The 23288-nt window shown below is 54.5% G+C and carries 20 protein-coding genes, 1 tRNA gene and 2 rRNA genes; 8 read left to right on the top strand and 15 right to left on the bottom strand.

Annotation, left to right across the window (positions count from 1 at the left end; genetic code table 11):
- Window positions 1-40 precede the first annotated feature (40 nt).
- Entirely contained in the window at window positions 41-1114 is a 1074-nt protein-coding gene (locus tag ACQY4Z_RS14700; protein WP_428522448.1) for a Glu/Leu/Phe/Val dehydrogenase dimerization domain-containing protein, read from the top strand.
- A 68-nt stretch (window positions 1115-1182) separates the two neighbouring features.
- Here the strand turns inward: ACQY4Z_RS14700 and ACQY4Z_RS14695 are convergent, their stop codons facing one another.
- The 5 genes from ACQY4Z_RS14695 to ACQY4Z_RS14675 all read right to left on the bottom strand — a co-directional run bounded on the left by ACQY4Z_RS14695 (window position 1183) and on the right by ACQY4Z_RS14675 (window position 5398).
- Window positions 1183-1722 (bottom strand): TetR/AcrR family transcriptional regulator, encoded by a 540-nt coding sequence (locus ACQY4Z_RS14695; RefSeq protein ID WP_133951281.1) that lies wholly within the window; start codon window positions 1720-1722, stop codon window positions 1183-1185.
- 100 nt (window positions 1723-1822) lie between these two features.
- Complete coding sequence (locus ACQY4Z_RS14690) at window positions 1823-2737, bottom strand: LysR family transcriptional regulator (protein WP_428522445.1); 915 nt, start codon at window positions 2735-2737, stop codon at window positions 1823-1825.
- Between the two features lie 45 nt (window positions 2738-2782).
- On the bottom strand, window positions 2783-3277 hold the full coding sequence (locus ACQY4Z_RS14685) for a DUF2937 family protein (RefSeq protein WP_428522443.1): 495 nt from the start codon (window positions 3275-3277) through the stop codon (window positions 2783-2785).
- 63 nt (window positions 3278-3340) lie between these two features.
- Window positions 3341-4321, bottom strand: coding sequence for a WD40 repeat domain-containing protein (locus ACQY4Z_RS14680; protein WP_428522441.1), 981 nt, complete (start codon window positions 4319-4321; stop codon window positions 3341-3343).
- Window positions 4322-4330: 9 nt separating this feature from the next.
- Complete coding sequence (locus ACQY4Z_RS14675) at window positions 4331-5398, bottom strand: CobW family GTP-binding protein (RefSeq protein ID WP_428522439.1); 1068 nt, start codon at window positions 5396-5398, stop codon at window positions 4331-4333.
- Between the two features lie 232 nt (window positions 5399-5630).
- Between ACQY4Z_RS14675 and ACQY4Z_RS14670 the strand changes: the two genes are divergently transcribed.
- Together ACQY4Z_RS14670 and ACQY4Z_RS14665 are read left to right on the top strand one after the other, a co-directional pair.
- A complete protein-coding gene (locus tag ACQY4Z_RS14670) occupies window positions 5631-6851 on the top strand; it encodes a pyridoxal phosphate-dependent aminotransferase (protein ID WP_428522437.1) in 1221 nt (406 codons plus the stop codon).
- 102 nt (window positions 6852-6953) lie between these two features.
- On the top strand, window positions 6954-9122 hold the full coding sequence (locus tag ACQY4Z_RS14665; protein WP_428522435.1) for a diguanylate cyclase: 2169 nt from the start codon (window positions 6954-6956) through the stop codon (window positions 9120-9122).
- A gap of 34 nt (window positions 9123-9156) precedes the next feature.
- On the opposite strand, the gene ACQY4Z_RS14660 is transcribed toward ACQY4Z_RS14665, so the two are convergent.
- From ACQY4Z_RS14660 to ACQY4Z_RS14645, 4 genes are all read right to left on the bottom strand, one after another.
- Entirely contained in the window at window positions 9157-10248 is a 1092-nt protein-coding gene (locus tag ACQY4Z_RS14660) for a LacI family DNA-binding transcriptional regulator (protein WP_428522433.1), read from the bottom strand.
- Between the two features lie 84 nt (window positions 10249-10332).
- Window positions 10333-10860: an OmpA family protein gene (locus ACQY4Z_RS14655; protein WP_428529567.1), complete on the bottom strand. Its 528-nt coding sequence runs from the start codon at window positions 10858-10860 to the stop codon at window positions 10333-10335.
- Window positions 10861-10902: 42 nt separating this feature from the next.
- Window positions 10903-11493, bottom strand: coding sequence for a L,D-transpeptidase (locus ACQY4Z_RS14650; protein WP_306147884.1), 591 nt, complete (start codon window positions 11491-11493; stop codon window positions 10903-10905).
- 163 nt (window positions 11494-11656) lie between these two features.
- A complete protein-coding gene (locus ACQY4Z_RS14645; RefSeq protein WP_428522431.1) occupies window positions 11657-12568 on the bottom strand; it encodes a DMT family transporter in 912 nt (303 codons plus the stop codon).
- A 110-nt stretch (window positions 12569-12678) separates the two neighbouring features.
- On the opposite strand from ACQY4Z_RS14645, the gene ACQY4Z_RS14640 reads away from it, so the two are divergent.
- Window positions 12679-13134 (top strand): methylated-DNA--[protein]-cysteine S-methyltransferase, encoded by a 456-nt coding sequence (locus ACQY4Z_RS14640; RefSeq protein ID WP_428522429.1) that lies wholly within the window; start codon window positions 12679-12681, stop codon window positions 13132-13134.
- A gap of 20 nt (window positions 13135-13154) precedes the next feature.
- Here the strand turns inward: ACQY4Z_RS14640 and ACQY4Z_RS14635 are convergent, their stop codons facing one another.
- A complete protein-coding gene (locus ACQY4Z_RS14635; protein WP_428522427.1) occupies window positions 13155-13385 on the bottom strand; it encodes a hypothetical protein in 231 nt (76 codons plus the stop codon).
- 171 nt (window positions 13386-13556) lie between these two features.
- Between ACQY4Z_RS14635 and chrA the strand changes: the two genes are divergently transcribed.
- Window positions 13557-14894 (top strand): chromate efflux transporter, encoded by a 1338-nt coding sequence (gene chrA / locus ACQY4Z_RS14630; RefSeq protein WP_428522425.1) that lies wholly within the window; start codon window positions 13557-13559, stop codon window positions 14892-14894.
- A 40-nt stretch (window positions 14895-14934) separates the two neighbouring features.
- Here chrA and ACQY4Z_RS14625 read toward each other — a convergent pair whose 3' ends face one another.
- Entirely contained in the window at window positions 14935-15453 is a 519-nt protein-coding gene (locus tag ACQY4Z_RS14625) for a MarR family winged helix-turn-helix transcriptional regulator (RefSeq protein WP_428522423.1), read from the bottom strand.
- Window positions 15454-15603: 150 nt separating this feature from the next.
- Between ACQY4Z_RS14625 and ACQY4Z_RS14620 the strand changes: the two genes are divergently transcribed.
- Window positions 15604-15744, top strand: coding sequence for a hypothetical protein (locus ACQY4Z_RS14620; protein WP_428522421.1), 141 nt, complete (start codon window positions 15604-15606; stop codon window positions 15742-15744).
- A 38-nt stretch (window positions 15745-15782) separates the two neighbouring features.
- Here the strand turns inward: ACQY4Z_RS14620 and ACQY4Z_RS14615 are convergent, their stop codons facing one another.
- On the bottom strand, window positions 15783-16817 hold the full coding sequence (locus ACQY4Z_RS14615; RefSeq protein ID WP_428522419.1) for a putative metalloprotease CJM1_0395 family protein: 1035 nt from the start codon (window positions 16815-16817) through the stop codon (window positions 15783-15785).
- Window positions 16818-16970: 153 nt separating this feature from the next.
- Between ACQY4Z_RS14615 and ACQY4Z_RS14610 the strand changes: the two genes are divergently transcribed.
- Both ACQY4Z_RS14610 and ACQY4Z_RS14605 read left to right on the top strand, forming a co-directional pair.
- Window positions 16971-17768: a creatininase family protein gene (locus ACQY4Z_RS14610; protein ID WP_428522417.1), complete on the top strand. Its 798-nt coding sequence runs from the start codon at window positions 16971-16973 to the stop codon at window positions 17766-17768.
- A 175-nt stretch (window positions 17769-17943) separates the two neighbouring features.
- Window positions 17944-18882 carry a LysR family transcriptional regulator gene (locus tag ACQY4Z_RS14605; RefSeq protein ID WP_428522415.1) on the top strand — a complete coding sequence of 313 codons (939 nt, stop codon included), beginning with the start codon at window positions 17944-17946 and terminating at the stop codon, window positions 18880-18882.
- A 360-nt stretch (window positions 18883-19242) separates the two neighbouring features.
- On the opposite strand, the gene ACQY4Z_RS14600 is transcribed toward ACQY4Z_RS14605, so the two are convergent.
- The 3 genes from ACQY4Z_RS14600 to ACQY4Z_RS14590 all read right to left on the bottom strand — a co-directional run bounded on the left by ACQY4Z_RS14600 (window position 19243) and on the right by ACQY4Z_RS14590 (window position 22851).
- Window positions 19243-19319 (bottom strand) — tRNA-Met (locus ACQY4Z_RS14600).
- Window positions 19320-19564: 245 nt separating this feature from the next.
- Window positions 19565-19679 (bottom strand): 5S ribosomal RNA (rrf, locus tag ACQY4Z_RS14595).
- A 445-nt stretch (window positions 19680-20124) separates the two neighbouring features.
- Window positions 20125-22851 (bottom strand): 23S ribosomal RNA (locus ACQY4Z_RS14590).
- Window positions 22852-23288 lie beyond the last annotated feature (437 nt).

Genomic DNA, 23288 nt, shown 5'->3' with positions numbered 1-23288 from the left:
AAAATATACTCAACAACAATCATTTTGAATTGAGCCAACCATGAACGCCATCCATACCACTGTCCATCACACCGCTGTCTTTGACCATCCGGAAATGGAAGACCACGAAAACATCGTGATCGTTCAAGATGCGAATACCGGTCTGAAAGCGATCATCGCCGTCCATGACACCCGGCTTGGCCCCGCTCTCGGTGGCTGCCGCGTCTGGCCTTACGCCACGCCGTCCGAAGCTTTGAACGATGCGCTCCGGTTGTCCCGAGGCATGACTTACAAGAACTCACTCGCAGGCCTTGAACTTGGCGGCGGTAAGGCGGTCATCATCGCTGATCCGCGCAAGGATAAGTCAGAAGCTTTGATGGAAGCCTTTGGACGGCATGTGGAGCGGTTGTCCGGCACTTACATCACGGCTGAAGACGTCGGCGTCTCACCAGAAGATATGGAGGCGGTTGCGCGCCACACGGACCACGTGCGCGGCACCCAGGCAACAGGACTGGGAGACCCCTCTCCGTACACCGCGCTCGGTGTCTTTGAGGGCATTAAAGCTTCCGTTGCGCATGTCTTCGGTGATCCGTCCTTGTCCGGACGAACAGTCTCGGTTCAAGGTCTTGGACATGTCGGCTTCGATGTCGCCCGTCAACTTCATGAAGCCGGCGCCAACCTGATCGTTTCCGATATTCACAAGCCGGCCGTTGAGAAGGCTGTCGAAGCCTTTGGTGCAAAGAATGTTGATCCGGCGGACGCGCACAAGGTGGAGGCAGATGTGTTTGCACCATGCGCTCTAGGCGCAGGTCTCAACGCCCGCACCATTCCGGAAATCAAGGCGCGGATCGTGGCGGGTGCTGCGAATAACCAACTGCAGACACCGGCTGATGGCGTGGCTCTCAAAAACCGCGGCATTCTCTATGCACCAGACTACGCGATCAACGCAGGCGGCGTTATATCGATCGCTCTGGCAAAGCCAGGCGGCAACGACCAGGGAGTTCGTGAAAAAACAATTGCAATCGGCGATACGCTGACCCGGATCTACGACCGGGCGGTCCGCGAGAACGCAACACCGGAACAGATTGCCGACAGAATGGCCGAAGAACGCCTGACAGCCGCGCGGCCGATCTGAATCCTATGTAAATGATCTTGGGAATGGCGGGCCTGGTCCCGCCGTTTCATGTTTTTAGCGTGCTGACGTCAAGAGTATTTGCTCTCGTTCGCACTCTTGAACATTTGACGCACCAAACGTTTGGCATCTTCTACAGCCTGTTCCCCCAGCTCCGCATAAGAGGCAGTCACACCTTCGTGGAGAAGATAGAGCGTTGAAGCGAACTGCATCTGGCCGCTGAGATTTCCAAAGAACGTCAGCAGCTCCGATTTATGCCGGTTCACGGTCTCAGCGATGTCTGTACTATCAGGGTTCGCCGCAAGAGCTTGCCGGAAGAAGCACTCTTTGCCCTCCGTCATCCGCATCCAGCCACCCAGTTTGTCAAACAACTGTTCGGCTGCACTCAGACCAGGCTCTTCAACACCATCTGTGACGTACCGCATGTACCGTTGATGCCGGAATTCCAAAGCGCCCAAGATCATCGCCTCACGAGAGGGAAAATACCGGTAGAGGGTCCGCATGCTGACACCGACGCCGGCGCGCAAAACGGGAACGCTTGGTTCCGCGAAACCCCGGCTCCAGAACACCTGTTCCAGGCCTGCGGCAATATCGTCCTTGGAGTCGCTCATGTTCAGATTGTGAGCCTGTATTTTTTTTATTCAAGAAAAAATTACGCTTATTTTCGCCGTGCAGGGTCTTATTTACCCTAAGTCACTCAAATTCCTCGCGCTAAGCCCCCGTGTGCACTTCCGCTCTTGATCGGGCCGCATACCAGCTGACAAGGAAATCAACCAGCGCCCGGACTTTTACTGTCAAATGGCGCCGGTGCGGGTAAACGGCATATATCCCGCGCATCGGCTCCTCATGTTCCGCCAGCACAATCTTGATACGGCCTTCATTAATGTACTCTGAGACGAAAAACAGTGGCATCCGGATGAAGCCAAGCCCTTGAAGAGCGGCCTCACAGACCGCCTCAGCGCTGTTGACCTCAACCGGCCCTTTTACAGTGACCATCTGGCGTTCGCCTTGGCTGCCAAACGCCCAGTTTTGCTTGTACCGGTAATTGGTATCGATGATGCAGGGACGATCGGCAAGATCAGCCGGTGTATTTGGAACACCGACTTTAGCCAGCAGGTCCGGACTGGCGCAAATCACTGTCCGAAAGGGCGCTATTTTTCTCGCAATCAGACTTGAGTCTTCGAGCTGCGTCACCCGCACCGCGATGTCGAACCCCTCCTCCACAAGGTCCACGAACCGGTCTTCAAGCCTGAGATCAAGAACGACATCAGGATGCTGCGCGAGAAACTCCATCATGGCTGCATTCAAGAGCTTGTCGCCCATAGACCGTGGCGCCGACACACGCAGCCGCCCGCGGATCTCCTGATGAGACGACTGAACTGATGCCTGGAGGTCGTCAATGCGCTGGAGGATTTCAGAGGCTTCCTTATAATAAGACTCTCCAACTTCGGTCATGGACACTTGCCGGGTTGTCCGGTTCAGCAACCGGACCCCCAGTTCATCTTCCAACTCGCTAACGTATTTGGAGACAAGCGCCTTGGACCGCCCCATATCCCTGGCGGCAGCGGAAAACCCCTTGGAATCCACGACCTGAATAAAACAACGCATCCGCGTCAGCGCATCCATAGGGCAAAGCCTCCACCGAATCTGAGGTGTTCACATCACAACAGTTCAAGCGGGGGCGCGACGGCGCGTCAAGCGGACAAGTCCCGACAAGCACCAAATGAGAATGAAACCACCCGCAGCGCCAACCCCAGCGCTCACCAGACCGACCGGGGTCAGCGGGATAGCTGGAACATAGTCTTCTGCGGTGGCTTGTGCCAATTCCCGGTCCGGGCTCTCGACGAGGATCAAGATCCGCTCAAACGGGCTAGCCGTTTCAAAACCGGATCTTTGATCTTTGAGATGAACAAGACGCTGGCTCGTCCGCTCGATGCTGCTACCCCGCGCCTGAATGAACGGATCTGCGGATGCCTTTTGCCGGTCAATCGCCTCGGGAACAGTGAGACCATAATCCGCCGCATCTCGCCGAAAGTCCGCCATCACCTGCTCCAACGCATCGATCGCGCCACCCAGGCGCTGCCGGTATTGTTGCGCGAACTCCGGAAGCTGTGATGTCAGCGTGCCGCTAGCTAGCATCGTCAAAACTGTAAAGATTCGCAGCATCCCCGCCACTCCATGAAATGGTGCAAGCCTAGTTCACAGCCAAGACGATCAGATTATAAAGATCTACCCGTCCTGAAGGGAGATAATGCCTGCTTCGTTCTTTTCGCTGCCGAAAGCGAGCCGAAGGCCTGCGTCATCCCACCCGAGACTTGTGATTGGATGACCTCCGGGTCGCCGCAGCAGGACTTCTGCATTATCTTCGAACCGGCTCATCATGACCATGCCGTCCTGATAGCCCAGCGCGACAACCTCTTCCTTGGGATGACAGGCAACCGCCGTAACCAAGACGTCGCTCCGTGTCCCAAGCTGCAATGGCGATTGGCCCATGGGACCGGTTTTCCCAAAAAACGGCCAAACGATTGCGGCATTGGCACCGGAGGTTGCAAGATACTTGCCTTTGACCGACCAGCTGAAAGACTTCACTTTCGCAGGATATCCCGTCATGCGCATGTCTTGATTGTCAGACAGACGCCAGCCATGCAGCGCGTTTTCCTGCATAGCCGTCACAAGGTATTTGCCGTCGGGTGAAAAACTTGTTCCAAGATGGGCACCTTTCCAGGTCAGGTTGACCGGCTTGCCTTCGGTGCCCGCCCACCACAATGTGGCGCCGTCGTACCGGGAAACAGCTAACCGCAGCCCCTTGGGCGCAAATGCAATACCTCCAACGGCCCGATCGTGGGCAAACTCTTTTTCCCGGCCATCCGACAAGCGAACCCACGCTGTCCGGCCGCTCGCAAAGGCAACAGCGCCGTTGGGCCCGCAGGCAATCAGATCAATCCACTTGCGAGGACGTTCTGCCAGAAGCTCGCTCGATCCATCCGGCGACGAGGCATAAATCACACCATCATCGCCCGAAGTGATCAGGGACTTGCCATCAAACGATGGCTCCGCCGCCAAGAGACCATTCTTATGCGGCGCCAGATGAGTTTCGCCTACTTCAACGAAGTGTATGGCGCCCTCACCGGTCGCGACATACGCAGCATCACCCAGAAAACCGGCTCGCACGACGAAGCCGTCCACGTCCATAGGAGCAACAATTGGCACCCTGCGCTCCTATTCCGCGGCACAAGCCTTGAAGTTTGCTTTCAGGACATCCCAGTTCAGATCCCGGCCAATAAAGACAAGCCGGCTTTCACGAGGTTCGTCTCTCTTCCAGTCCCGCTGATGATCTCCCTCAACGATCATATGAACGCCCTGAATGACGTAACGCTGGGGATCATCCTTGAATGCGAGGATCCCCTTCATTCGGAGAATGTTCGGTCCCTGGATCTGGGTCACCTGATTGATCCAAGGGAAGAACATTTCGGGGTCAAGATCACCCGCGGTCAGTGAGATGCTTTTGACGGAATGCGTCTCTTCGTGACCATGATGGTGGTGACCATGATCATGGCTGTGGTCATGATGATGATGGTCGTGGTCATGATCACAGTCCGGGCTGCATTCGTGGGCGTGATGACCGTGTTCCAGGAAATGCGGATCAAGCGACAGGATCCGATCCAGATCAAAAGCACCACGATCGAGCACCTTCGCGATATCGACACCGCATCGTTCGCTATGATGGAGAACCGCATACGGATTGATGGACCGGATACGCGCTTCAACTGCGCTCAATTCATCAGCAGATACCAAGTCAGTCTTGTTGATCAGGATAACGTCTGCAAAGGCAACCTGATCTTCGGCTTCCTGGGTATCTTCCAAACGTTGCAGTATATGACGCGCATCCACGACCGCCACAACCGCGTCCAACTTCGCCGCGGCCCGCACATCGTCATCCATAAAGAAAGTCTGCGCGACGGGCGCAGGATCGGCGACGCCAGTGGTCTCCACGATTATGGCATCGAAGGCGCCCTTGCGCTTCATCAGGTTTTGAACGGTGCGGATCAAATCACCACGAACCGTGCAGCAAATACAGCCATTGTTCATTTCAAAGATTTCTTCATCCGACTCGACCAACAGGTCGTTGTCGATGCCGACTTCTCCGAATTCATTGACGATAACGGCATACCGCTGACCATGATTTTCGGTCAGGATCCGATTGAGCAAGGTGGTTTTCCCGGCTCCTAAATAACCTGTCAAAACGGTGACCGGGATCTGAGCCGGTGTCTCCTGGGTCGCAGACATTGCGTATCTTCCTGGAAAATTGAAAAAGGCGGGCTCATCTGAGCCCCGGTTAGCCGCCATATAATCACATACGCACCGAATTGGGAGAGCGGTTCGCGATTTTTGAACCGCGAAGGTTCAGAGCGGAAATGACCAAGCCCGAACCGGTTTCGTCACAAGCGGCCTTTAAGAGCCGATGCGGCATGCTATCAACTACAGTCAGAAAAGTAGAGCAACGCGGACAAGAGACGTCATGAAAACCATTTCTGGATTCGATCGGATTGGCGAAGAAAATGCATTTGCGGTTCTTGCGCGCGCCACGCAGCTGGCGGCCGAAGGGCATGACATCATCAATCTTGGAATCGGTCAGCCGGATTTCCAAACGCCGGACCACATCGTGGAAGCGGCCATTAAGGCCCTCCGGGATGGTCATCACGGTTACACACCGGCGACCGGCGTCGCACCGTTGCGCGAAGCGGTATCGGCAGATCTTCACAAGCGTCACAACGTCGACAGCAATCCGGACAATGTCGTCATCGTGCCAGGCGGGAAGGTCACCATGTTCATGGCGATCTTGATGTTTGGCGAACCCGGCGTGGATATTCTTTACCCGGATCCAGGCTTTCCGATTTATCGGTCGATGATAGAGTTCACGGGCGCCCGACCGGTTCCAGTGCCCATTCGCGAAGAAAACAATTTTGCGTTTTCCGCTGAAGAAACCTTGTCGCTGATGACGGACAAGTCCCGTCTTCTCATCCTGAATTCGCCGGCAAATCCAACCGGTGGTGTCACGCCGAGATCGGAAATCGAAACCCTGGTCAAAGGTCTGGCTGCCTTTCCAGAGGCAGCCATTCTTTCTGACGAGATCTACTCTCAAATGACATATGACGGCATGGAGCATGTGTCGTTGCTGTCGTTTCCGGAAATCCGGGACCGCCTTATTTTGCTGGACGGCTGGTCGAAAACCTATGCCATGACCGGATGGCGGCTCGGGTTTTCCTTGTGGCCGGATCAGCTGATCGACAAAGCACGCAAGCTTGCGGTCAACGCCTGGTCCTGCGTCAACGCCCCTGCCCAATATGCTGCACTTGCCGCGCTGACTGGTCCACAAGACGCCGTTCATGCGATGGTTCGAGAGTTTGATCAGCGCCGGACAATCGTCGTTGAGGGTTTGAACGCAATAGAAGGGATTTCCTGCAAAACACCGCTCGGCGCATTCTATGCCTATCCGAACATCAAACAGACCGGATGGCAGGCCAAAAAACTGGCGTCAGCACTCCTGGAAGAAGCTGGCGTTGCGGTGATCGGAGGACCGGATTTTGGCGTTCTCGGCGAAGGTTACATCCGTCTTAGTTATGCAAACTCGTCCGAAAACATCCAAAGAGCGCTAAACAGGATGGAAATTTTTCTATCCGGTCAAAAAATCCAAGTATTTACCAACACCTCACTCAATAGACTTCTGCATAAGACATAATTTACCTTAAGGAAATTCGAATTCTGTTACGTATTGTTTTATTAAACCTTTAGGCCGTTCAATGCCGTTCAAGCTAAAATAGGCGCGATGGTGGGAAACGAGATGGCGACAAATATTGCCTTGGATCTGGAGCAATCTTTTGAAGAGCTTCATGAATGTGTTCTGGTCACGCAACGGGACCGCACAATCATTTTCGTCAACAAGGCGATGGAAAACCTGCTCAAGGTTGATCGGCAAGATCTTATAGGAACAACAACCGAGCGCTTTTTCGCAGACAAAAAGCATTTCGAAAACCTCGGCGAGATCTACGATACGCCGACCGACCAGCGGCACCGGAAAGCCTATACTTTCGACATTAGAACTGGCGATGGAACTATCGTCCCGCTTGAGGTCGTGAGCGCGCCCCTGTTTGACGCCGACCATGAACTCACCGGCATCCTGTTCATCTCAAGGGACAAAACAGAACAGATCGCGCTGGAGAAACGAGCCAAAAACATCGCCGAGACTCTCGATGACGCATTGGATGCGATTTCTGAAGGATTTGCGATCTACGACACGGATGACATTCTTGTCGTCTGCAACAACACCTACCGCGAAATCTACGCGCCTTCGGCGCCCGCTATGAAACCAGGCAACTCATTTGAGTCTATCCTGAGATATGGTCTCGATCGGGATCAATACGACACCAAAGGCCTGACCAAAGAAGAATGGCTCGAGGATCGCCTGACCAACCACAGAGCCGCCGACGGCAAAGTGATTGAACAATCCCTGGCGGATGGCCGGTGGCTTCGTATTTCGGAGACCAAAACCCGGAGCGGCCGGACCGCAGGTATCCGGGCGGATATCACGGAGATGAAAACGGCTAAAGCTCAGGCCGAAGCCGCTTACAGGAACCTCTCCCTGATTGCCGACAACGTTTCCTGCTCCATTACCGAGGTTGATCTTGAAGGCCGGTGCGTCTTCATCAACAAGATCGGTTGCGAATGGTTCAATGGAACGCCGGAAGAACTTGTTGGGACCCGGCTGCGCGAACGCCTCCCATGGAAAGAACGCGAGCAGGTTCGCCAAGTATTCCAGAAAGCCTACGCCGGCGAGAAGTCCGCTGCAGAAATCCCTTTTCACTTCCCGGACGGCATTTCCCGCGAATGCCAATTCGAGGCAACACCCCGGTTTGATGAGGTAGGAGAGGTCTCAGGCCTCGTGGTCATGATTGTCGACATCACGGACAAGAAAAAGACGGAACGCACGCTGGCTGAACTCTATGCGATCACGTCGACCAACGAGCTTACCTACGAAGACAAGATCGCGGAGATTTTGCGACTCGGTTGCGAGCATCTTGACCTGCCGTGCGGGATCATCAGTCACGTGATTGACGACCGCTATTCCATCAGCCATGCGCACAGCCCAGGCTGTGTCGTCGAGCCGGGGTCGTCCTTCCCACTTGAGGACACCTACTGCACGCTAACGCTGGAAGCCGACGGTCCGATCGCAACCGCAGAGGCCTCAAAATCGGAGTTCGCAAAACATCCGTGTTATCGGGTTTTCGGTCTGGAAACCTATATCGGCGCGCCTCTCCTGGTGGATGGCGAAGTTTACGGAACCATCAATTTCACTTCCGAAGAGGTCAGGAGACGTCCCTTCACTGAGGCCGATGTTCAGATTGTCCGGCAATTCGCAGATTGGGTCGGTCATGAGATCGCCCGCGACCGTGCGCACAAGGCACTTATGCAAGCCAAGATCAATCTGGAGCGCATTGCGAGCATCGACGATCTGACCGGCATCATGAACCGCCGTGCTTTCCTGGAGGCAGCGAACACGGAAGTGGCCCGTTACCGCCGGACAAAACGCCCCTTCACGGCGGTGATGATCGATATCGACAACTTCAAGCGGATCAATGACCGATGCGGCCATGCGGTCGGTGACGAGGTGTTGAAAAAGTTCACCAGCATCGTCAGCGGAGCGCTGCGGGCAGTGGACGTCTTCGGACGCGTGGGCGGCGAAGAGTTCTGCATGATCCTGCACAACACCACCATGGAAGATGCCATGCTGGTGTCACAGCGGCTGCGGGAAAAAATCGTCAACGATTGTCAGTTCGATAATGTCGATCAGACGATCACCTGCAGCATGGGGCTTGCATCGATCGCGCGTGAAGACGTTGAGTTTTCAACACTCATGCAGCGCGCCGACACCGCCCTTTACACCGCAAAAGAAACTGGCAGGAACCGCTGCGTCGAGTTCACGCCGGAACTGGAGCCGGACGTTGCCGGTTAAGCAAAGGGCTCGGCTCCCATTTTGATGCTTGATGTCAATCAGGGAGCTGCGGCGCCAGACGCACTCCCGGCGGCGGCGAGCTTTCGCGAACCCGCAGTTGGGGTTCGATGACGATCGGTGTGTTCGGAACACGATCACCCGCGATTTGCCGGAGCAGTGTCAATGCTGCCAGCCGGCCGATCTTGTCAGGCTGGGCGCCGACGGTCGTCAGGGCCGGTGTGCGGGCATCGGCGCCATCAATGTCGTCATATCCGGTGATCGCCATTTCCGGTCCAGGTTCGACACCGGCCCGCCGCAACGTGGTCATCATGCCAAAGGCCACCAGATCATTGAAACAAACTGCCGCTGTCGGCCTGTCAGCAGCTCCCAAAATCGCCGGAGCGGCCGACCGGCCATCGGCTTGGGTCATCAGTTCAGGCATATCGACTTGCGCATCCGGGTCCAGTCCGGCGTCGAGCATGGCCTTCCGCCAGCCTGTGTGCCTGAACCTCCCGGTGGAGCTGTCACGGCGTCCACCCAGCATCGCAATTTGCCGGTGCCCCTGATCAATCAGGTGCTTTGTGATCTGGTACATGCCGGCTTCATCGTCGCCACGGACACAGGGAGCCCAGACCCCGGGCACTTCCCGCGCAACGAGCGTGACTGGAATGCCCTGATCGACCAGGCGATTTATTTCCTCAGCTGAGGTTCCAACCGAGGGACACAGGATCAGACCGTCGGCACGGTGTTGAAGCAGCGTGTTCACAAATGCCTTTTGACGCTTCACGTCGTCCCTGTGATTGCAGATGAAGATCATCTGCCCCTGCTCTTCCAGAACATCCTCAAGAGCCGAGAACACTTCGGCAAAGAACGGGTTCAAGATGTCATGGACCGCCACCCCGACAATCTGGCTTCTCGAGGTCCGTAGCGAGGCCGCAGACCGGTTGTAGATGTACCCGATCTCTTCAGCTGTCTGCTTGACCTTTTCCCGGGTTTCTTCAGCAACCAGCGGACTGTCCCGCAAGGCCAAAGAGACTGTCGCTGTCGAGATCCCGAGTTGGTCGGCAATATGACCAAGAGTCAGGCGTTTTCCGGGTTTTTGCGTCCCTTCCGGTGCGCGGGACTTGTTATTTTCACTGTCGGGCATGCCGTACACTCAAAGTTCGGTTGCAGCGGGCGGCAGTTTGGAACACTGCGCCAGCTGGAACGATACCGCGTAACAATCCTCTGATCAGTTACTTTGGGGAGCGGAAGCGTCGAATTCTTCTCGCAAATTCACGACGACGCGGCGGTTTTGCGACTGACAGGTCACCGCATCGCAATCGGTTACGGGACGCTCCACGCCATAACCCTTGGTCCACATGCGTTTGGCATCGACACCCCGTGCAACAAGCGCGTTGTAAACCGCTGTGGCCCTTTGTGTCGACAATGTTTTTTGGGCCGCTTCACTGCCCGGATCATCGGCATGGCCCTGTACTTTCACCAACCAGGACTTGTTCTGCTTCAACCATTTTGCCTGGTTATCGAGGGTCATTTTCGCTTCATCAGAGATCGTCGCCGATCCTCTGTCGAAATAGATCCTTCTGCCCACATTGATGATGAACTCTTCTTCAGATCCTGGACGGATTTCGGCAAAACCAGCCGCCGGAGCATTCGTCACGTTCGGAGAAGCAAGGTTAGAAGCCGTATTGCAGCTGGCAAGCCCTAGGCCAAGAACGACAGCCAAACAGATGCCGCCTGTCGTACGGCCAAATCGAATAGTCAAAAACGCCCCCAATAGTTTTTTCATTTATGACCGGGTTCAACCGGCATTTGCCCCAAGATGTTCCAGCACCAGCACACCTGTTCCCTTAGGACAGCGCTGGTAGAGATCGATCACGTCCTCCGGGAACATACGGATACAGCCACTCGACACATCATGACCAATGCTCCAGGGCTCCAAGGTGCTGTGCAAACGGTATCCAAGATCAACGCCGTCACGATAAAGATAAAGCGCCCGCGGACCGAGGGGATTGTTGGCCGCCCCGCCTTCTACTTTGCGCGGCAGTTCAGGCTGGCGTTTCAGCATTTCGGGTGGCGGTACCCAGCGCGGCCACAAGGCCTTCCGGTCAATACGGGCGCGTCCATACCATTTGAACCCTTCCCGGCCAACACCGACCCCGTAACGGAGCGCAGTATTGTTTTCCCAGACCCAATAAAGGAAATGGTTGTTTGTATCGATCACCACCGTGCCAGGAGGCTCCGGACTGAAGTACTTGACCATCTGACGGTGCCAGACCGGATCAATCTTCTTGAAGTTGGTGCGGCGATACCGATACCCGTTGTCATCCTGGTATCCGGTAAAATAGGCATTGGCTGCAGCACTTGCGCGCGCGGCTGTGGGCAATGCCATGCTTCCGGCAACAACCGTTGCACCCTTCAGCAGCGTCCGGCGATCAAATTCCATCCCGATCCTCCCAGGCAATAGAGCCAATTGAGACCTGACATTTCACATCTGGGATTATTAAGCCGTCAACTCCAGCGCAGGGTCAACAGGGGAGGCACCGGAATTGCGGCTAGGATGCCTTCACTTGCTCCCGGTAGAGGATGTAAAGCCCGGAAGCGACAACAATCGACGCTCCCAGGATCGTCGTCACGGTTGGAACATCGTCAAAAATCAGATAGCCAAGAATAATCATCCAAACGATCTGAACATAAATCAGGGGCGCAAGGACAGGGGCTGGGGCCATACGGTGTGCAAGAATGAAGAGAAAGTGACCTCCGCCGCCAAGTGCACCGGTCGCAACCAGCAAGGTCCACTCCCAAAGCCCATTGGGGGCTTGCCACACAGAAATGCCCACCGGCGCCATCGCAACCGCAGCAACGACACCTGAAATGATCAGCATTCCGGCGGAACTGTCGGTCGCAGCCAATTTCCGGGTAAGGAGCGCATAAACGGCATAAAACGTCATCGCGGCCAGTGAATAGAAGACGGCCCAATGGAGCCCTCCAAGCCCCGGGCGTGTCACCACGAGTACACCAATGAACCCTACAACAATGGCAGCCCACCGCCGGATTCCTGCCCACTCCCCAAGAAACGGCCCGGCGAGAGCGGTAATGACAAACGGTGCTGCGAACATGATTGACATCGTTTCGGCAAGCTGCAGATAGCGAACCGCCAAGAAATTAAAGATCGTCGTCCCTAACAAACAGAAGGCACGCACGATTTGGAGCCCCCAGCGGTCTGTGCGCAAATACTGCGGTGACTTCCAAACCTGAAACAGAACCAGGGCGAGAACCACGTGGCTGACAAACCGCACCCAAACAATTTGAAGAGTTGGCAGACTTGCGGACAGGTACTTTGCGGTCGCATCCAGAACGGAGAAACACAGGCAAGCAAGAATGATCAGCCCGATCCCGGCAATTGGAGCCGTGGTATTGGCGCCACTGCTGCCATCATTTTGTCCTTGACCCGAGACTGCAGACATCGCCAGTTGACCTTTTTAGAATGCTGCAGTTGGCGTTGAAGACAACCAAAACGCAGATAACACCCCTGCCTCGGCTTAGGGAAACAGGTGCAGGGCCACAAGGATACAAGATGCCAGTTGCAGGAATTGAAACATGGCTGGGCTGCCTCACCGTGACAGAAACCGATGGCGCCATCACCGACCTACAATGGAATGATGAGCCAAGCCAAGCGGAAACGCCGCTTCTGCGAGAAACAATCCGGCAGTTGTCAGCCTATTTGGAGGGAGACTTGAAAAACTTCGATTTGCCTCTGAGCCCCAAAGGCGGTGATCTGCACCAGGCCGTATTCAAAGCCATGCTGGAGATCCCGTACGGCGAGACCCGAACATATGGCGACCTGGCCCGTGACTTGGACACCTATGGGCAACCGATCGGTCAAGCCTGCGGCGCCAATCCGATCCCGGTCATCATCCCATGCCACCGTATCCTATCTGCCAACGGTCTTGGCGGGTATTCCGGCGCTGGCGGCACGGAGACAAAAATCGCACTACTCAAACTCGAGGGTGGTTTTCCGTTTTTGCTTTGAGCGTCATTTCGGAGCGCGCATCACAGAAAGAGCGCCGCACCCATCACCAAAAGTGCAACGACAAGCCAAAACCCCAACGCTTTGTTCGGAGGATTGTACCTGGAAGCTTCTGACTGTCGCCCTGGATCCATGCGAAACGGATTTCGCGGTCCGTTGCGCCCCAAAGAAGCTGTCGAGACCTTGTTGAACCGTTTGCGCAAATCCTCCGCCCGTTTGGCGCCCCGGTCATTGTTGAGTGTCTGGCCGGACATAACTGCGATCTCTTTCTCCCTGGAATGCAAGTCGTTCGCTATTGACTTGGGCCGACTATAGAAAATTGCAAATGAGCGTTTTGTAATCTTTGGCACAATGAATTCTGTCTTGCTGGGGTCACACATGCGCACTAGGAAACCGAAACACCAATGCGCGTGACCGGATCCCACATGTCAGTCAGTCCCGACACCAACAAAAACAACGAAAACCACAATGACAACTTGCCGTCTCTTATGGAGGTGACGAAAGTCGCGTCGAAAGTTGGGCTTCTGTCCTTTGGCGGCCCTGCGGCGCAAATCTCGGTGATGCACCAGGAGTTTGTCGAAACGCGGAAATGGCTCTCCGAGGATCGTTTTCTTCATGCCTTGAATTACTGCATGCTTCTGCCCGGTCCGGAAGCCCAGCAATTGGCGACCTATTGCGGCTGGTTGACCGGCAAAACTTTGGGCGGACTGATCGCGGGCCTGCTCTTTATTCTGCCCGGAGCTCTCACAATGGCTGTGGTGAGCTACATCTATGCGGCATATGGCGAAACCCAGATTATCAACGCGCTGTTCTACGGCATCAAAGCCGGAGTGCTGGCAATCGTACTGCAAGCGTTGTTCCGGATTGGCGCAAAGGCACTAAAGACCCGATTAAGCTGGCTACTTTGCGGTCTTTCGTTTTGCGCCCTGTTTTTCTTTGCGGTCCCATTTCCATTGGTCATCATATCGGCCGGAATGATCGGGCTTGTCTTTGGCAAGCGGGAAGAAGAAAAAGAGCGGCCGGCAGACACATCGCAAACTCATCCATCTGCCATCAACACGCTCAAGACGCTCGTAATCGGAGGATTTGTTTGGCTGACGCCGCCGTTCCTGGCTGCTCTATTGCTGACACCCCAGTCCGTCCTCGTTGATATTGCAGGGTTCTTTGCAACTCTTGCTGTGGTCAGTTTTGGGGGAGCCTATGCCCTCCTCAGTTACATGGCCCAAGTCGCTGTTGACACAAAAGGCTGGTTAACTGCGGGTCAAATGCTGGACGGCCTCGGCCTTGCCGAAACAACTCCTGGCCCGCTCATTCTGGTGACGCAATTCGTCGGGTTCCTGGGAGGCTGGCAGAACCCAGGACCGCTCACACCGATAACCATGGCGTTACTCGCAGCAGCAATGACCACCTGGGTAACGTTTGTGCCAAGCTTTTTGTTCGTTTTGGCCGGCGCCCCCTGGATGGAGCGGCTGTATGGGAATGCGTATTTGGCAAGCGCTCTGTCAGCGATCACTGCTGCCGTTGCGGGCACAGTCTTGAACCTTGCAGTATGGTTCGCAATCAATGTCTTGTTTACTGAAACAAAGACCGCGTCGATTGGTCCCGTGACAGTTATTGCACCGACCCCTGGCAGCTTAGACACGATCCTTTTTTTGATCGCCGTTGCCGCCGCCGTCCTTGTTTTTTGGGCTAAGCGCGGAATGTTCACAGTGATCGGAACAACGGCCGTCCTCGGTCTGGCCGCAAAAATGCTGACCAGCTAAAAATCGCTTGGTTTTAGATTGTGGCGCTGAGCGCACCCTATCAAGCGGCAGTCAACTCCTTATCGGTTTTGCTCGATGTGTCCGCTTCGTCGGGTTCCAGATCTTCGTCGTGATCCGGGTCATCATCAACCGAGACAGACAGATTTTTTTCAACCTGCCGCAAAAGCTTGCGCAGTTTCTTACGATCCTTGTCTTCGATGCCCGCCATCGCCTCACGTTCCAAGCGCTTCCAGGCTTTATCGACAGAGACAACCAGGTCCCGGCCAGTTTCTGTCAGATAGACACGTGCAAGGCGGCCGTCTGAATCTGACACCTGACGGCGGACATACCCCTGACTGGAGAGCCGGGTAACCATTTTGGTGACCGTCGGCGGCTGAACCCCAAGGGCCAAAGCAAGCTGGCTCATCGTCCGGCCGTCGGCATCCGCCAAAACCTTCAAAACAAGCTCTTGCCCTGGATGCAAACCAATCCGCATCAGATGCGCACCCGACCGGGCGCGCTGTGCTTTGGCGGCCTGTAACAGCCGGAATGTAATGCTCTTTTTGTAGTTGAAAGGCATTATGGGATCCCCGAACGCAGATTCATTCAAATCGTTCATCTTGAACGGGGGAAACCTAACCAAGTTATTTAACCGTCAAATGACAGTCTGAACTTCTGCATCCCGCAAGCGTGATCTGCGCGAAAAACTTGCGGGATCTCAAGAAGCCAGGTGGAAGACGCCGTCGCGAAATTGATCGACCGCAATCTTGCCGTTCACCGAACACCATTTGGCAAAGGCCGGAGACTTGTCTCACTCACGGAAGATGGTCTTGAGTTGGCCGCCCGGCTTGCGGCCGGTGTGATTTTCTAGCGTTGCGCTGGCATTACCGTCGGCTCAAGAAAGTATCTTCAGGCAAACAGTGATCCCGCTGCTTGCTGCAAATCATTGACCCGATCCAGAGCTGCTTGATAGGCCTCTATGGCGCTGGTGTCAGGCCTGTTGCGCGAGGAACTGCCACCGTCATCTTGACCGCCGGATTCGGCAGCACTTGAAGATGACGCCTCATTCGCATCAGTCCCATTCTCAGAAGGATCAGTTCTGCCTACAGACCTGTTCTCAGCACCCGAAACTTCTGACGATTCTTCAGTGTCATCGCCGCGCAACTCTTCCAGCTTTTGCTGACGCAGCTCGGCCTGAGCCTCAGACAATTGTGACCGTGCCAGTTGTGCGACCCTCAGGTCCTGACCGGAGGGTTCGGCCGGAGCCAAGGCGGCACTGATCACCACGCGCATTTTCCGGATCGTTGCCTCAGGCGTGCGTTCTGTCGACGTATCGATCTGGACCTCACCGCCAACGGCATAGCGCTTGCCGTCCGGACCTTGCTGGAACGTGTAGGTCGGCGCACTCGCATAGGCACCACCCACCCGGGCATGAGCTTGCTCATGCGCTCGGACTTCCCGGTCCCGTTGCTTTAGTTCCTGAACCTGTTTTTCTTCTGCCTCGGTCAGGTCATCGCCATCTGCATCATCGTCCGTCTCTGTCTGTTGAGAAGTATCTTCCGCGGAAGACGCCGGGTTGGCAGACAATTGCGTGCCACCCGGTTGTGCTGCCACAGTGCTTTGCACCTCGCCAGACTGCTGTGCTTGTTGCTGATCACTTTCTGTAGACGATTGGCGGCCGTCGCCTGACGGATCAGCTTGTGATCTTCGACGTGCCGCGGCGTCTGTTTCATCGGTTTCTTGCAAGGCAAGGATCGCTTGCGGCGTTAAGACGGGCGCTGTTCCTGCCCGCACGGCAACAGCCCTTGGGCTCGCCTGACTGTCGCGCACAGCGGAGCTGTCCCGGTTCTGGGCTGTCCCCTCAGAACCGGGCGCCGCATCGCCAGCGACACCGCTGCTTCTCAATAGGTTCGCCGGCGTATTGGATAAAAGTGCGCCGATCATCGGAGCATTTATTGCCGAAAATCATCGCCAATTTGTTAATTTGCATTAAGAAATTGCGATCAAAACTTCGAGAGGAAAGTTTGGCACCCACCTTCGTCAGATTTGCGAAATTCGGGTATCAAGATAATCGGACGTAGAATCAGGATACCAAGAATGCTGCCCAAACGTTTCTGGCATGAGATGACAACAGAGGATTTCGAAAGTGCCGGCACCGAAGACTGGATCGCAGTCCTGCCTGTGGCGGCCATTGAGCAGCACGGGCCGCATTTGCCTCTCTCGACGGACACCGCGCTCGCAGAAGGCCAAATCCAACGAGTGATAGAGCTGGCTCCCAATGAACTCCCAATGACATTCCTTCCAGTACAGACCATTGGCAAGTCGGACGAACATGTCGATTACTCCGGGACACTTACGCTCAGCTGGGACACCATCACCAAATGCTGGATCGAGATTGGTGAATCTGTCGCCCGCGCCGGAATACGGAAACTGGTTATCATCAATTCCCATGGCGGCAATGTTCCCGTGATCGATATCGTGAGCCGCGAATTGCGCATAAAACACAACATGTTTGTGCTCGGAACAAACTGGCTCCGCTTTGGACAGCCAGAAGGTCTTTTTCCGGAGGACGAACTTATCTACGGAATCCATGGCGGTGACATTGAAACGTCTCTTATGCTCGCACTCCGGCCTGATCTGGTGCGGATGGATCTTGCACAGGATTTTGCATCAGAGCAGCAGAAATTCCTCAAGGAATTTAAGCATCTGAGAGGGCATGGAAAAGCTCAGTTCGGCTGGAAAGCACAAGACCTAAATCCGGATGGCACTTTGGGCAACGCGTCCGCGGCGACCGCAGAAAAAGGTCATAAATCACTGGACCACGCGGCCAAAGCCTTCATCGAACTCGTTGAAGACGTGCAGAGCTATGACTTAAACCGGCTGAAGCGGCGTTGACTTAAACAACCGCTCAATAGGGCCTACTTTGCTTCGCAATGCATACTGTGAATGTTTACATGGGCTCTACGAATATTCTGCAAACAGAAATATTCCAACAACGACAAGCAGTTGACGATGGTCAAATTCAGTTCCACAGTGTCAAGGAATTTGCGGATTGTAACATAGAGCCTCTATGAACCTTTCAATCAGGCAACTTGCGACCTTTAGGGAAGTCATGCGGTGCGGATCAATATCCGAAGCCGCGCGAACGCTTGGCCGAACCCAACCTGCCATCAGTTCAACGATATCAGGCCTGGAGACCGAACTCGAACTCAAACTTTTTGTCAGGGAACAAGGACGTCTTGTTCCTACACCCGAGGCCGATTTCTTCCTTGAAGAAGCAGATGCAATCCTCAAACGTCTGGAACTCTCCAAGCGGACCTTGCGCGGCCTTGCAAACCGGGAACAAGGCCAACTTCGCATCGCGTGCATTCCGGAGGTCGCGGAAGATTTTTTGCCCGATGTTCTGTCGAATTTTTTGACCGACAAAACCAAAGTGAATATCGCGCTTGCGAGCAAATCTTCCGCGGAAATCGAAGAGTTAATAGCAGCCCAGCACTTTGATATCGGCATTGCCGAAACACCTAAGGTTAGAAGCTCTTTTGATCAGGTAGACTTCGAATTGGAGTGCATGTGCGCTCTCCCTTCTTCAGACCCATTGGCGTCCAAGGAAGTGATCACTCCCACGGATCTCGATGGCTATCCGCTTGCGCTCCTGCATGCGGAACATCGAAGCCACAAGCAAACACTGGCCCGATTCCGCGACACAGGCATACAATTAAATCAAAGATTTGAGCTACAGACTTCCAAACCTGGTTTGAAGTTCGTCGAAGCCGGACTTTGTGCGCTTATTTGCGACATGGTGACAGCATTTAAGACCCAAGAAATTTACAGACATGGTTTTGGACCACCGCTCATTGTCTTCAGGCCGTTTCGGCCTCGGGTCCAAAACAACATATCGATCCTCACCCCGACCCACCGGCCGATTTCGATCGTTGCAAAAGAGTTTTGTTCGACCCTTAGTGAGACGATCGCCGAAATCCGATCTGCCATGATCAAGCCAAGTTCCTAAGTACGCCAGATGTGACCTCACTTCATAATGAATAAAATAAGAGGAGATAAACTACCGTAACGTCACAACCACTTTCAAACCACCCAGCCGCCTCATGCAAATGGCCGCGCCCTTGGCTTCGTTTTGGTTAGGAATTCACCGCGGCGGATTTATGCGCGGATTTGGCACAAGAGTTTGGATATCATCGGTTTCGAAAGGAAAGTGGCCCCGCGCGTGCGAGGCTTTGTGTTTTTTGCCTTTTGCGTCTGGGGCAGTCCTGCTAGCTGTGCTGGTGCTGGTGCTGGTGCTGGCTAAGGGTGTGCCCCATATCCGCGGCTGAATACACAAAAGGCCGCCCTTTTGGGCGGCCATTTTTGTATTTGGTTGCGGGAGTAGGATTTGAACCTACGACCTTCAGGTTATGAGCCTGACGAGCTACCGGACTGCTCCATCCCGCGTTATTCATTTGCGCTATCGCCCTTCGGGCTGCTTGAGCGCGTCCCGTTTCCATGTGGATACGGCACAGTAATTCAAGAAGACCGGGTTTTTGCGCCGATTTGGGACGTTAGTTCCGAAGCGCAGCTGAGGCAAGGCCAAGTGGCCGCCACCCGGTCAGGGGGCCCTCGCGGAGGTTAGGGCCTCTTGGCCCGCTCAACCGTGAGCGCTTTATCGTTTTGAAGATGTATTTATCTGCACTTTGCAGGCCTGGCAGCGACCTACTCTCCCACACCTTAAGATGCAGTACCATTAGCGCTGGGGAGTTTCACGGCCGAGTTCGGGATGGGATCGGGTGGGGGCTCCCCGCTAGAGCCACCAGGCCGGCGAAGGGCAGATAAATTGTAAAACTGGTCTTGTTGTTTAGCCCTCACGGCCGCACCGCGCATGACTGCGCTGGCCTGCGGGAACGCGGCCTGACCGGCCGGCGCACGCTTGTGCTTGCGAACCTTTCGGTTCGACGTCATTTCCCTTGAGAATCTAAACTGGTCTTATTTGTTTGGTCCTCACGGTTGAGCGGGCTGACGCCCTGACCTGCGGACGGCGCAGCCTGTCCGGCTGGCGCGCGTTGCGCTTGCGAACCTATTGGTTCGTGATCTTTTTCCATGAGAACTGGTCGTTTGATAAGTCAAAACGCACTCAAGTAGGCCGAAGGCCGTTAGTGCACTAAGACTTATCTTTTCAAAGCGCCTTTTGGCGCTTTTAAAACTCGTGCTCAAGTAGGCCGAAGGCCGGTAGCACAAGTAAAGATGAACATTGACTAATGAGAGGATCAAGCCGAACGAGCTATTAGTAAAGCTAAGCTTCATGCATTGCTGCACTTCCACACGCTTCCTATCGACGTGGTGGTCTTCCACGGCTCTTCAGGGAGAACTGGTTTTGAGGTGGGTTTCCCGCTTAGATGCTTTCAGCGGTTATCCCGTCCGTACATAGCTACCCTGCAATGCGGCTGGCGCCACAACAGGTCCACCAGAGGTACGTCCATCCCGGTCCTCTCGTACTAGGGACAGATCCTCTCAATTCTCCTACACCCACGGCAGATAGGGACCGAACTGTCTCGCGACGTTCTGAACCCAACTCACGTACCACTTTAATTGGCGAACAGCCAAACCCTTGGGACCTGCTCCAGCCCCAGGATGTGATGAGTCGACATCGAGGTGCCAAACAATGCCGTCGATATGGACTCTTGGGCATCATCAGCCTGTTATCCCCGGCGTACCTTTTATCCGTTGAGCGATGGCCCTTCCACGAGGGACCACCGGATCACTATGGCCGTCTTTCGACTCTGCTCGACTTGTCAGTCTCGCAGTCAGGCAGGCTTATGCCATTGCACTCAACGAGCGATTTCCGACCGCTCTGAGCCCACCTTCGCGCGCCTCCGTTACCATTTGGGAGGCGACCGCCCCAGTCAAACTACCCGCCACACACGGTCCCGGACGTTGTTGCGCCGCGGTTAGATATCCATAAGGACAAGGGTGGTATTTCAAGGATGACTCCACCTCTGCTGGCGCAAAGGCTTCAACGTCTACCACCTATCCTACACATGTCATTACGAATACCAGTGTGAAGCTGTAGTAAAGGTGCACGGGGTCTTTCCGTCTGACCGCAGGAACCCCGCATCTTCACGGGGAATTCAATTTCACTGAGTCTATGCTGGAGACAGCGGGGAAGTCGTTACGCCATTCGTGCAGGTCGGAACTTACCCGACAAGGAATTTCGCTACCTTAGGACCGTTATAGTTACGGCCGCCGTTTACTGGGGCTTCAATTCGGTGCTTGCACACCTCCTCTTAACCTTCCAGCACCGGGCAGGCGTCAGACCCTATACGTCGTCTTGCGACTTCGCAGAGCCCTGTGTTTTTGATAAACAGTCGCCACCCCCATTTCTGTGCCACCTATACCTGGTTGCCCAAGTACAGGTCTCCCTTCTCGCGAACTTACGGGAGCATTTTGCCGAGTTCCTTCAGCATAGTTCTCTCAAGCGCCTTGGTATACTCTACCAGTCCACCTGTGTCGGTTTCGGGTACGGTTTATACGGTGGAGCTATTTCCTGGAACACCTTCGCTGCACCCCCAATCCAATAAGGAGATACAACACACGGCATCCGTCACTACCACCAAGTACAGGAATATTAACCTGTTTCCCATCGACTACGCCTTTCGGCCTCGCCTTAGGGGCCGACTAACCCTGCTCCGATTAGCGTTGAGCAGGAACCCTTGGACTTTCGGCGAGGGAGTCTCTCACTCCCTTTATCGTTACTCATGTCAGCATTCGCACTTCTGATATCTCCAAGAGCCCTCACGGGTCTCCCTTCGCAGACTTACAGAACGCTCCGCTACCGCATGCACTTAAAGTGCACACCCGCAGTTTCGGTGTATGGCTTGAGCCCCGGTACATTTTCGGCGCGGAGACCCTTATTTAGACCAGTGAGCTGTTACGCTTTCTTTAAATGATGGCTGCTTCTAAGCCAACATCCTGGTTGTTTTGGGATCTCTACATCCTTTCCCACTTAGCCATAACTTAGGGACCTTAACTGGCGGTCAGGGTTGTTTCCCTCTCCACAATGGACGTTAGCACCCACTGTGTGTCTGCCGGATAGTACTTCTCGGTATTCGGAGTTTGGTTAGGATCAGTAAGGCGGTAAGCCCCCATAGCCCATCCAGTGCTCTACCCCCGAGAGTATTCATCCGACGCTCTACCTAAATAGATTTCGCGGAGAACCAGCTATTTCCGAGTTTGATTGGCCTTTCACCCCTAGCCACAGCTCATCCCCGACTTTTTCAACAGGCGTGGGTTCGGTCCTCCAGTGCGTGTTACCGCACCTTCAACCTGGCCATGGCTAGATCACTCGGTTTCGGGTCTAATCCAACGAACTAAAACGCCCTATTCAGACTCGCTTTCGCTACGCCTACACCTACCGGCTTAAGCTTGCTCGTTAAATTAAGTCGCTGACCCATTATACAAAAGGTACGCTGTCAGGCACAAAGCCCTCCAACTGTTTGTAGGCATCCGGTTTCAGGAACTGTTTCACTCCCCTCGTCGGGGTACTTTTCACCTTTCCCTCACGGTACTTGTTCGCTATCGGTCGACAAGGAGTACTTAGGCTTGGAGGGTGGTCCCCCCACGTTCAGACAGGATTTCACGTGTCCCGCCCTACTCGAGGACTATAGATCTTTCTACCTGTACGGGGCTATCACCCACTAAGGCCCGACTTTCCAGACGGTTCCAGTTCTTAATCTACAGCCACTGGCCTGGTCCGCGTTCGCTCGCCACTACTAGCGGAGTCTCGGTTGATGTCCTTTCCTCCGGGTACTTAGATGTTTCAGTTCCCCGGGTTTGCTCCCTTGCGGGTACTCCATACGGAGTGGGTTGCCCCATTCAGAAATCCATGGATCAAAGCTTATTCGCAGCTCCCCATAGCTTATCGCAGCGTATCACGTCTTTCATCGCCTCTTGTCGCCAAGGCATCCACCGAATGCCCTTAAGACACTTGATCACTCTCATTATCAATGTTCATCTTTTTCAAGAGCCTCAAAGGCTCTTAAAAAGATCATTTATTTGTGCGCTACCATGCTTCGCATTACTTGAGCGCGTTAAACACTCAACAAACACCAAAACAAACGGCACAAATACGTTTGATTCAAACCAGATCCAGCATGGGCCCCTTTGTAAAAACCCAAGCCTTCAAAGGCTCAAACACAAACAGATCTTGATAATTAAGACCAGTTTCACGAGATTTTTCCGACAGTCATGCGGTCAGGCCTGACTACCTACTTAATCGTAGATCCCTTTAAAGCACTCAAGTAGGCCAATGGCCGATAGTGCACTTCAAAGAAGTCCAAAAAATCTTCTCTTCAACGATGTCAAGAACAGGCGATGATCCACACGATCACCGCAAAACGGATACTCTCTTCAAAACGAGTTTGGTTATTT

This window comes from Roseibium sp. (assembly GCF_965276855.1).
Taxonomy (GTDB): domain Bacteria; phylum Pseudomonadota; class Alphaproteobacteria; order Rhizobiales; family Stappiaceae; genus Roseibium.
Note: the sequence above shows the minus strand (reverse complement) of the source record. Positions and strands in the feature narration are given on the sequence as shown.

Coding starts and splice junctions, on each gene's coding strand:
- ACQY4Z_RS14700 (WP_428522448.1), top strand. CDS start 41: ATGAACGCCATCCATACCACTGTCCATCACACCGCTGTCTTTGACCAT.
- ACQY4Z_RS14695 (WP_133951281.1), bottom strand. CDS start 1,722: ATGAGCGACTCCAAGGACGATATTGCCGCAGGCCTGGAACAGGTGTTC.
- ACQY4Z_RS14690 (WP_428522445.1), bottom strand. CDS start 2,737: ATGGATGCGCTGACGCGGATGCGTTGTTTTATTCAGGTCGTGGATTCC.
- ACQY4Z_RS14685 (WP_428522443.1), bottom strand. CDS start 3,277: ATGCTGCGAATCTTTACAGTTTTGACGATGCTAGCTAGCGGCACGCTG.
- ACQY4Z_RS14675 (WP_428522439.1), bottom strand. CDS start 5,398: ATGTCTGCGACCCAGGAGACACCGGCTCAGATCCCGGTCACCGTTTTG.
- ACQY4Z_RS14670 (WP_428522437.1), top strand. CDS start 5,631: ATGAAAACCATTTCTGGATTCGATCGGATTGGCGAAGAAAATGCATTT.
- ACQY4Z_RS14665 (WP_428522435.1), top strand. CDS start 6,954: ATGGCGACAAATATTGCCTTGGATCTGGAGCAATCTTTTGAAGAGCTT.
- ACQY4Z_RS14660 (WP_428522433.1), bottom strand. CDS start 10,248: ATGCCCGACAGTGAAAATAACAAGTCCCGCGCACCGGAAGGGACGCAA.
- ACQY4Z_RS14650 (WP_306147884.1), bottom strand. CDS start 11,493: ATGGCATTGCCCACAGCCGCGCGCGCAAGTGCTGCAGCCAATGCCTAT.
- ACQY4Z_RS14645 (WP_428522431.1), bottom strand. CDS start 12,568: ATGTCTGCAGTCTCGGGTCAAGGACAAAATGATGGCAGCAGTGGCGCC.
- ACQY4Z_RS14640 (WP_428522429.1), top strand. CDS start 12,679: ATGCCAGTTGCAGGAATTGAAACATGGCTGGGCTGCCTCACCGTGACA.
- ACQY4Z_RS14635 (WP_428522427.1), bottom strand. CDS start 13,385: ATGTCCGGCCAGACACTCAACAATGACCGGGGCGCCAAACGGGCGGAG.
- chrA (WP_428522425.1), top strand. CDS start 13,557: ATGTCAGTCAGTCCCGACACCAACAAAAACAACGAAAACCACAATGAC.
- ACQY4Z_RS14625 (WP_428522423.1), bottom strand. CDS start 15,453: ATGCCTTTCAACTACAAAAAGAGCATTACATTCCGGCTGTTACAGGCC.
- ACQY4Z_RS14615 (WP_428522419.1), bottom strand. CDS start 16,817: ATGATCGGCGCACTTTTATCCAATACGCCGGCGAACCTATTGAGAAGC.
- ACQY4Z_RS14610 (WP_428522417.1), top strand. CDS start 16,971: ATGCTGCCCAAACGTTTCTGGCATGAGATGACAACAGAGGATTTCGAA.
- ACQY4Z_RS14605 (WP_428522415.1), top strand. CDS start 17,944: ATGAACCTTTCAATCAGGCAACTTGCGACCTTTAGGGAAGTCATGCGG.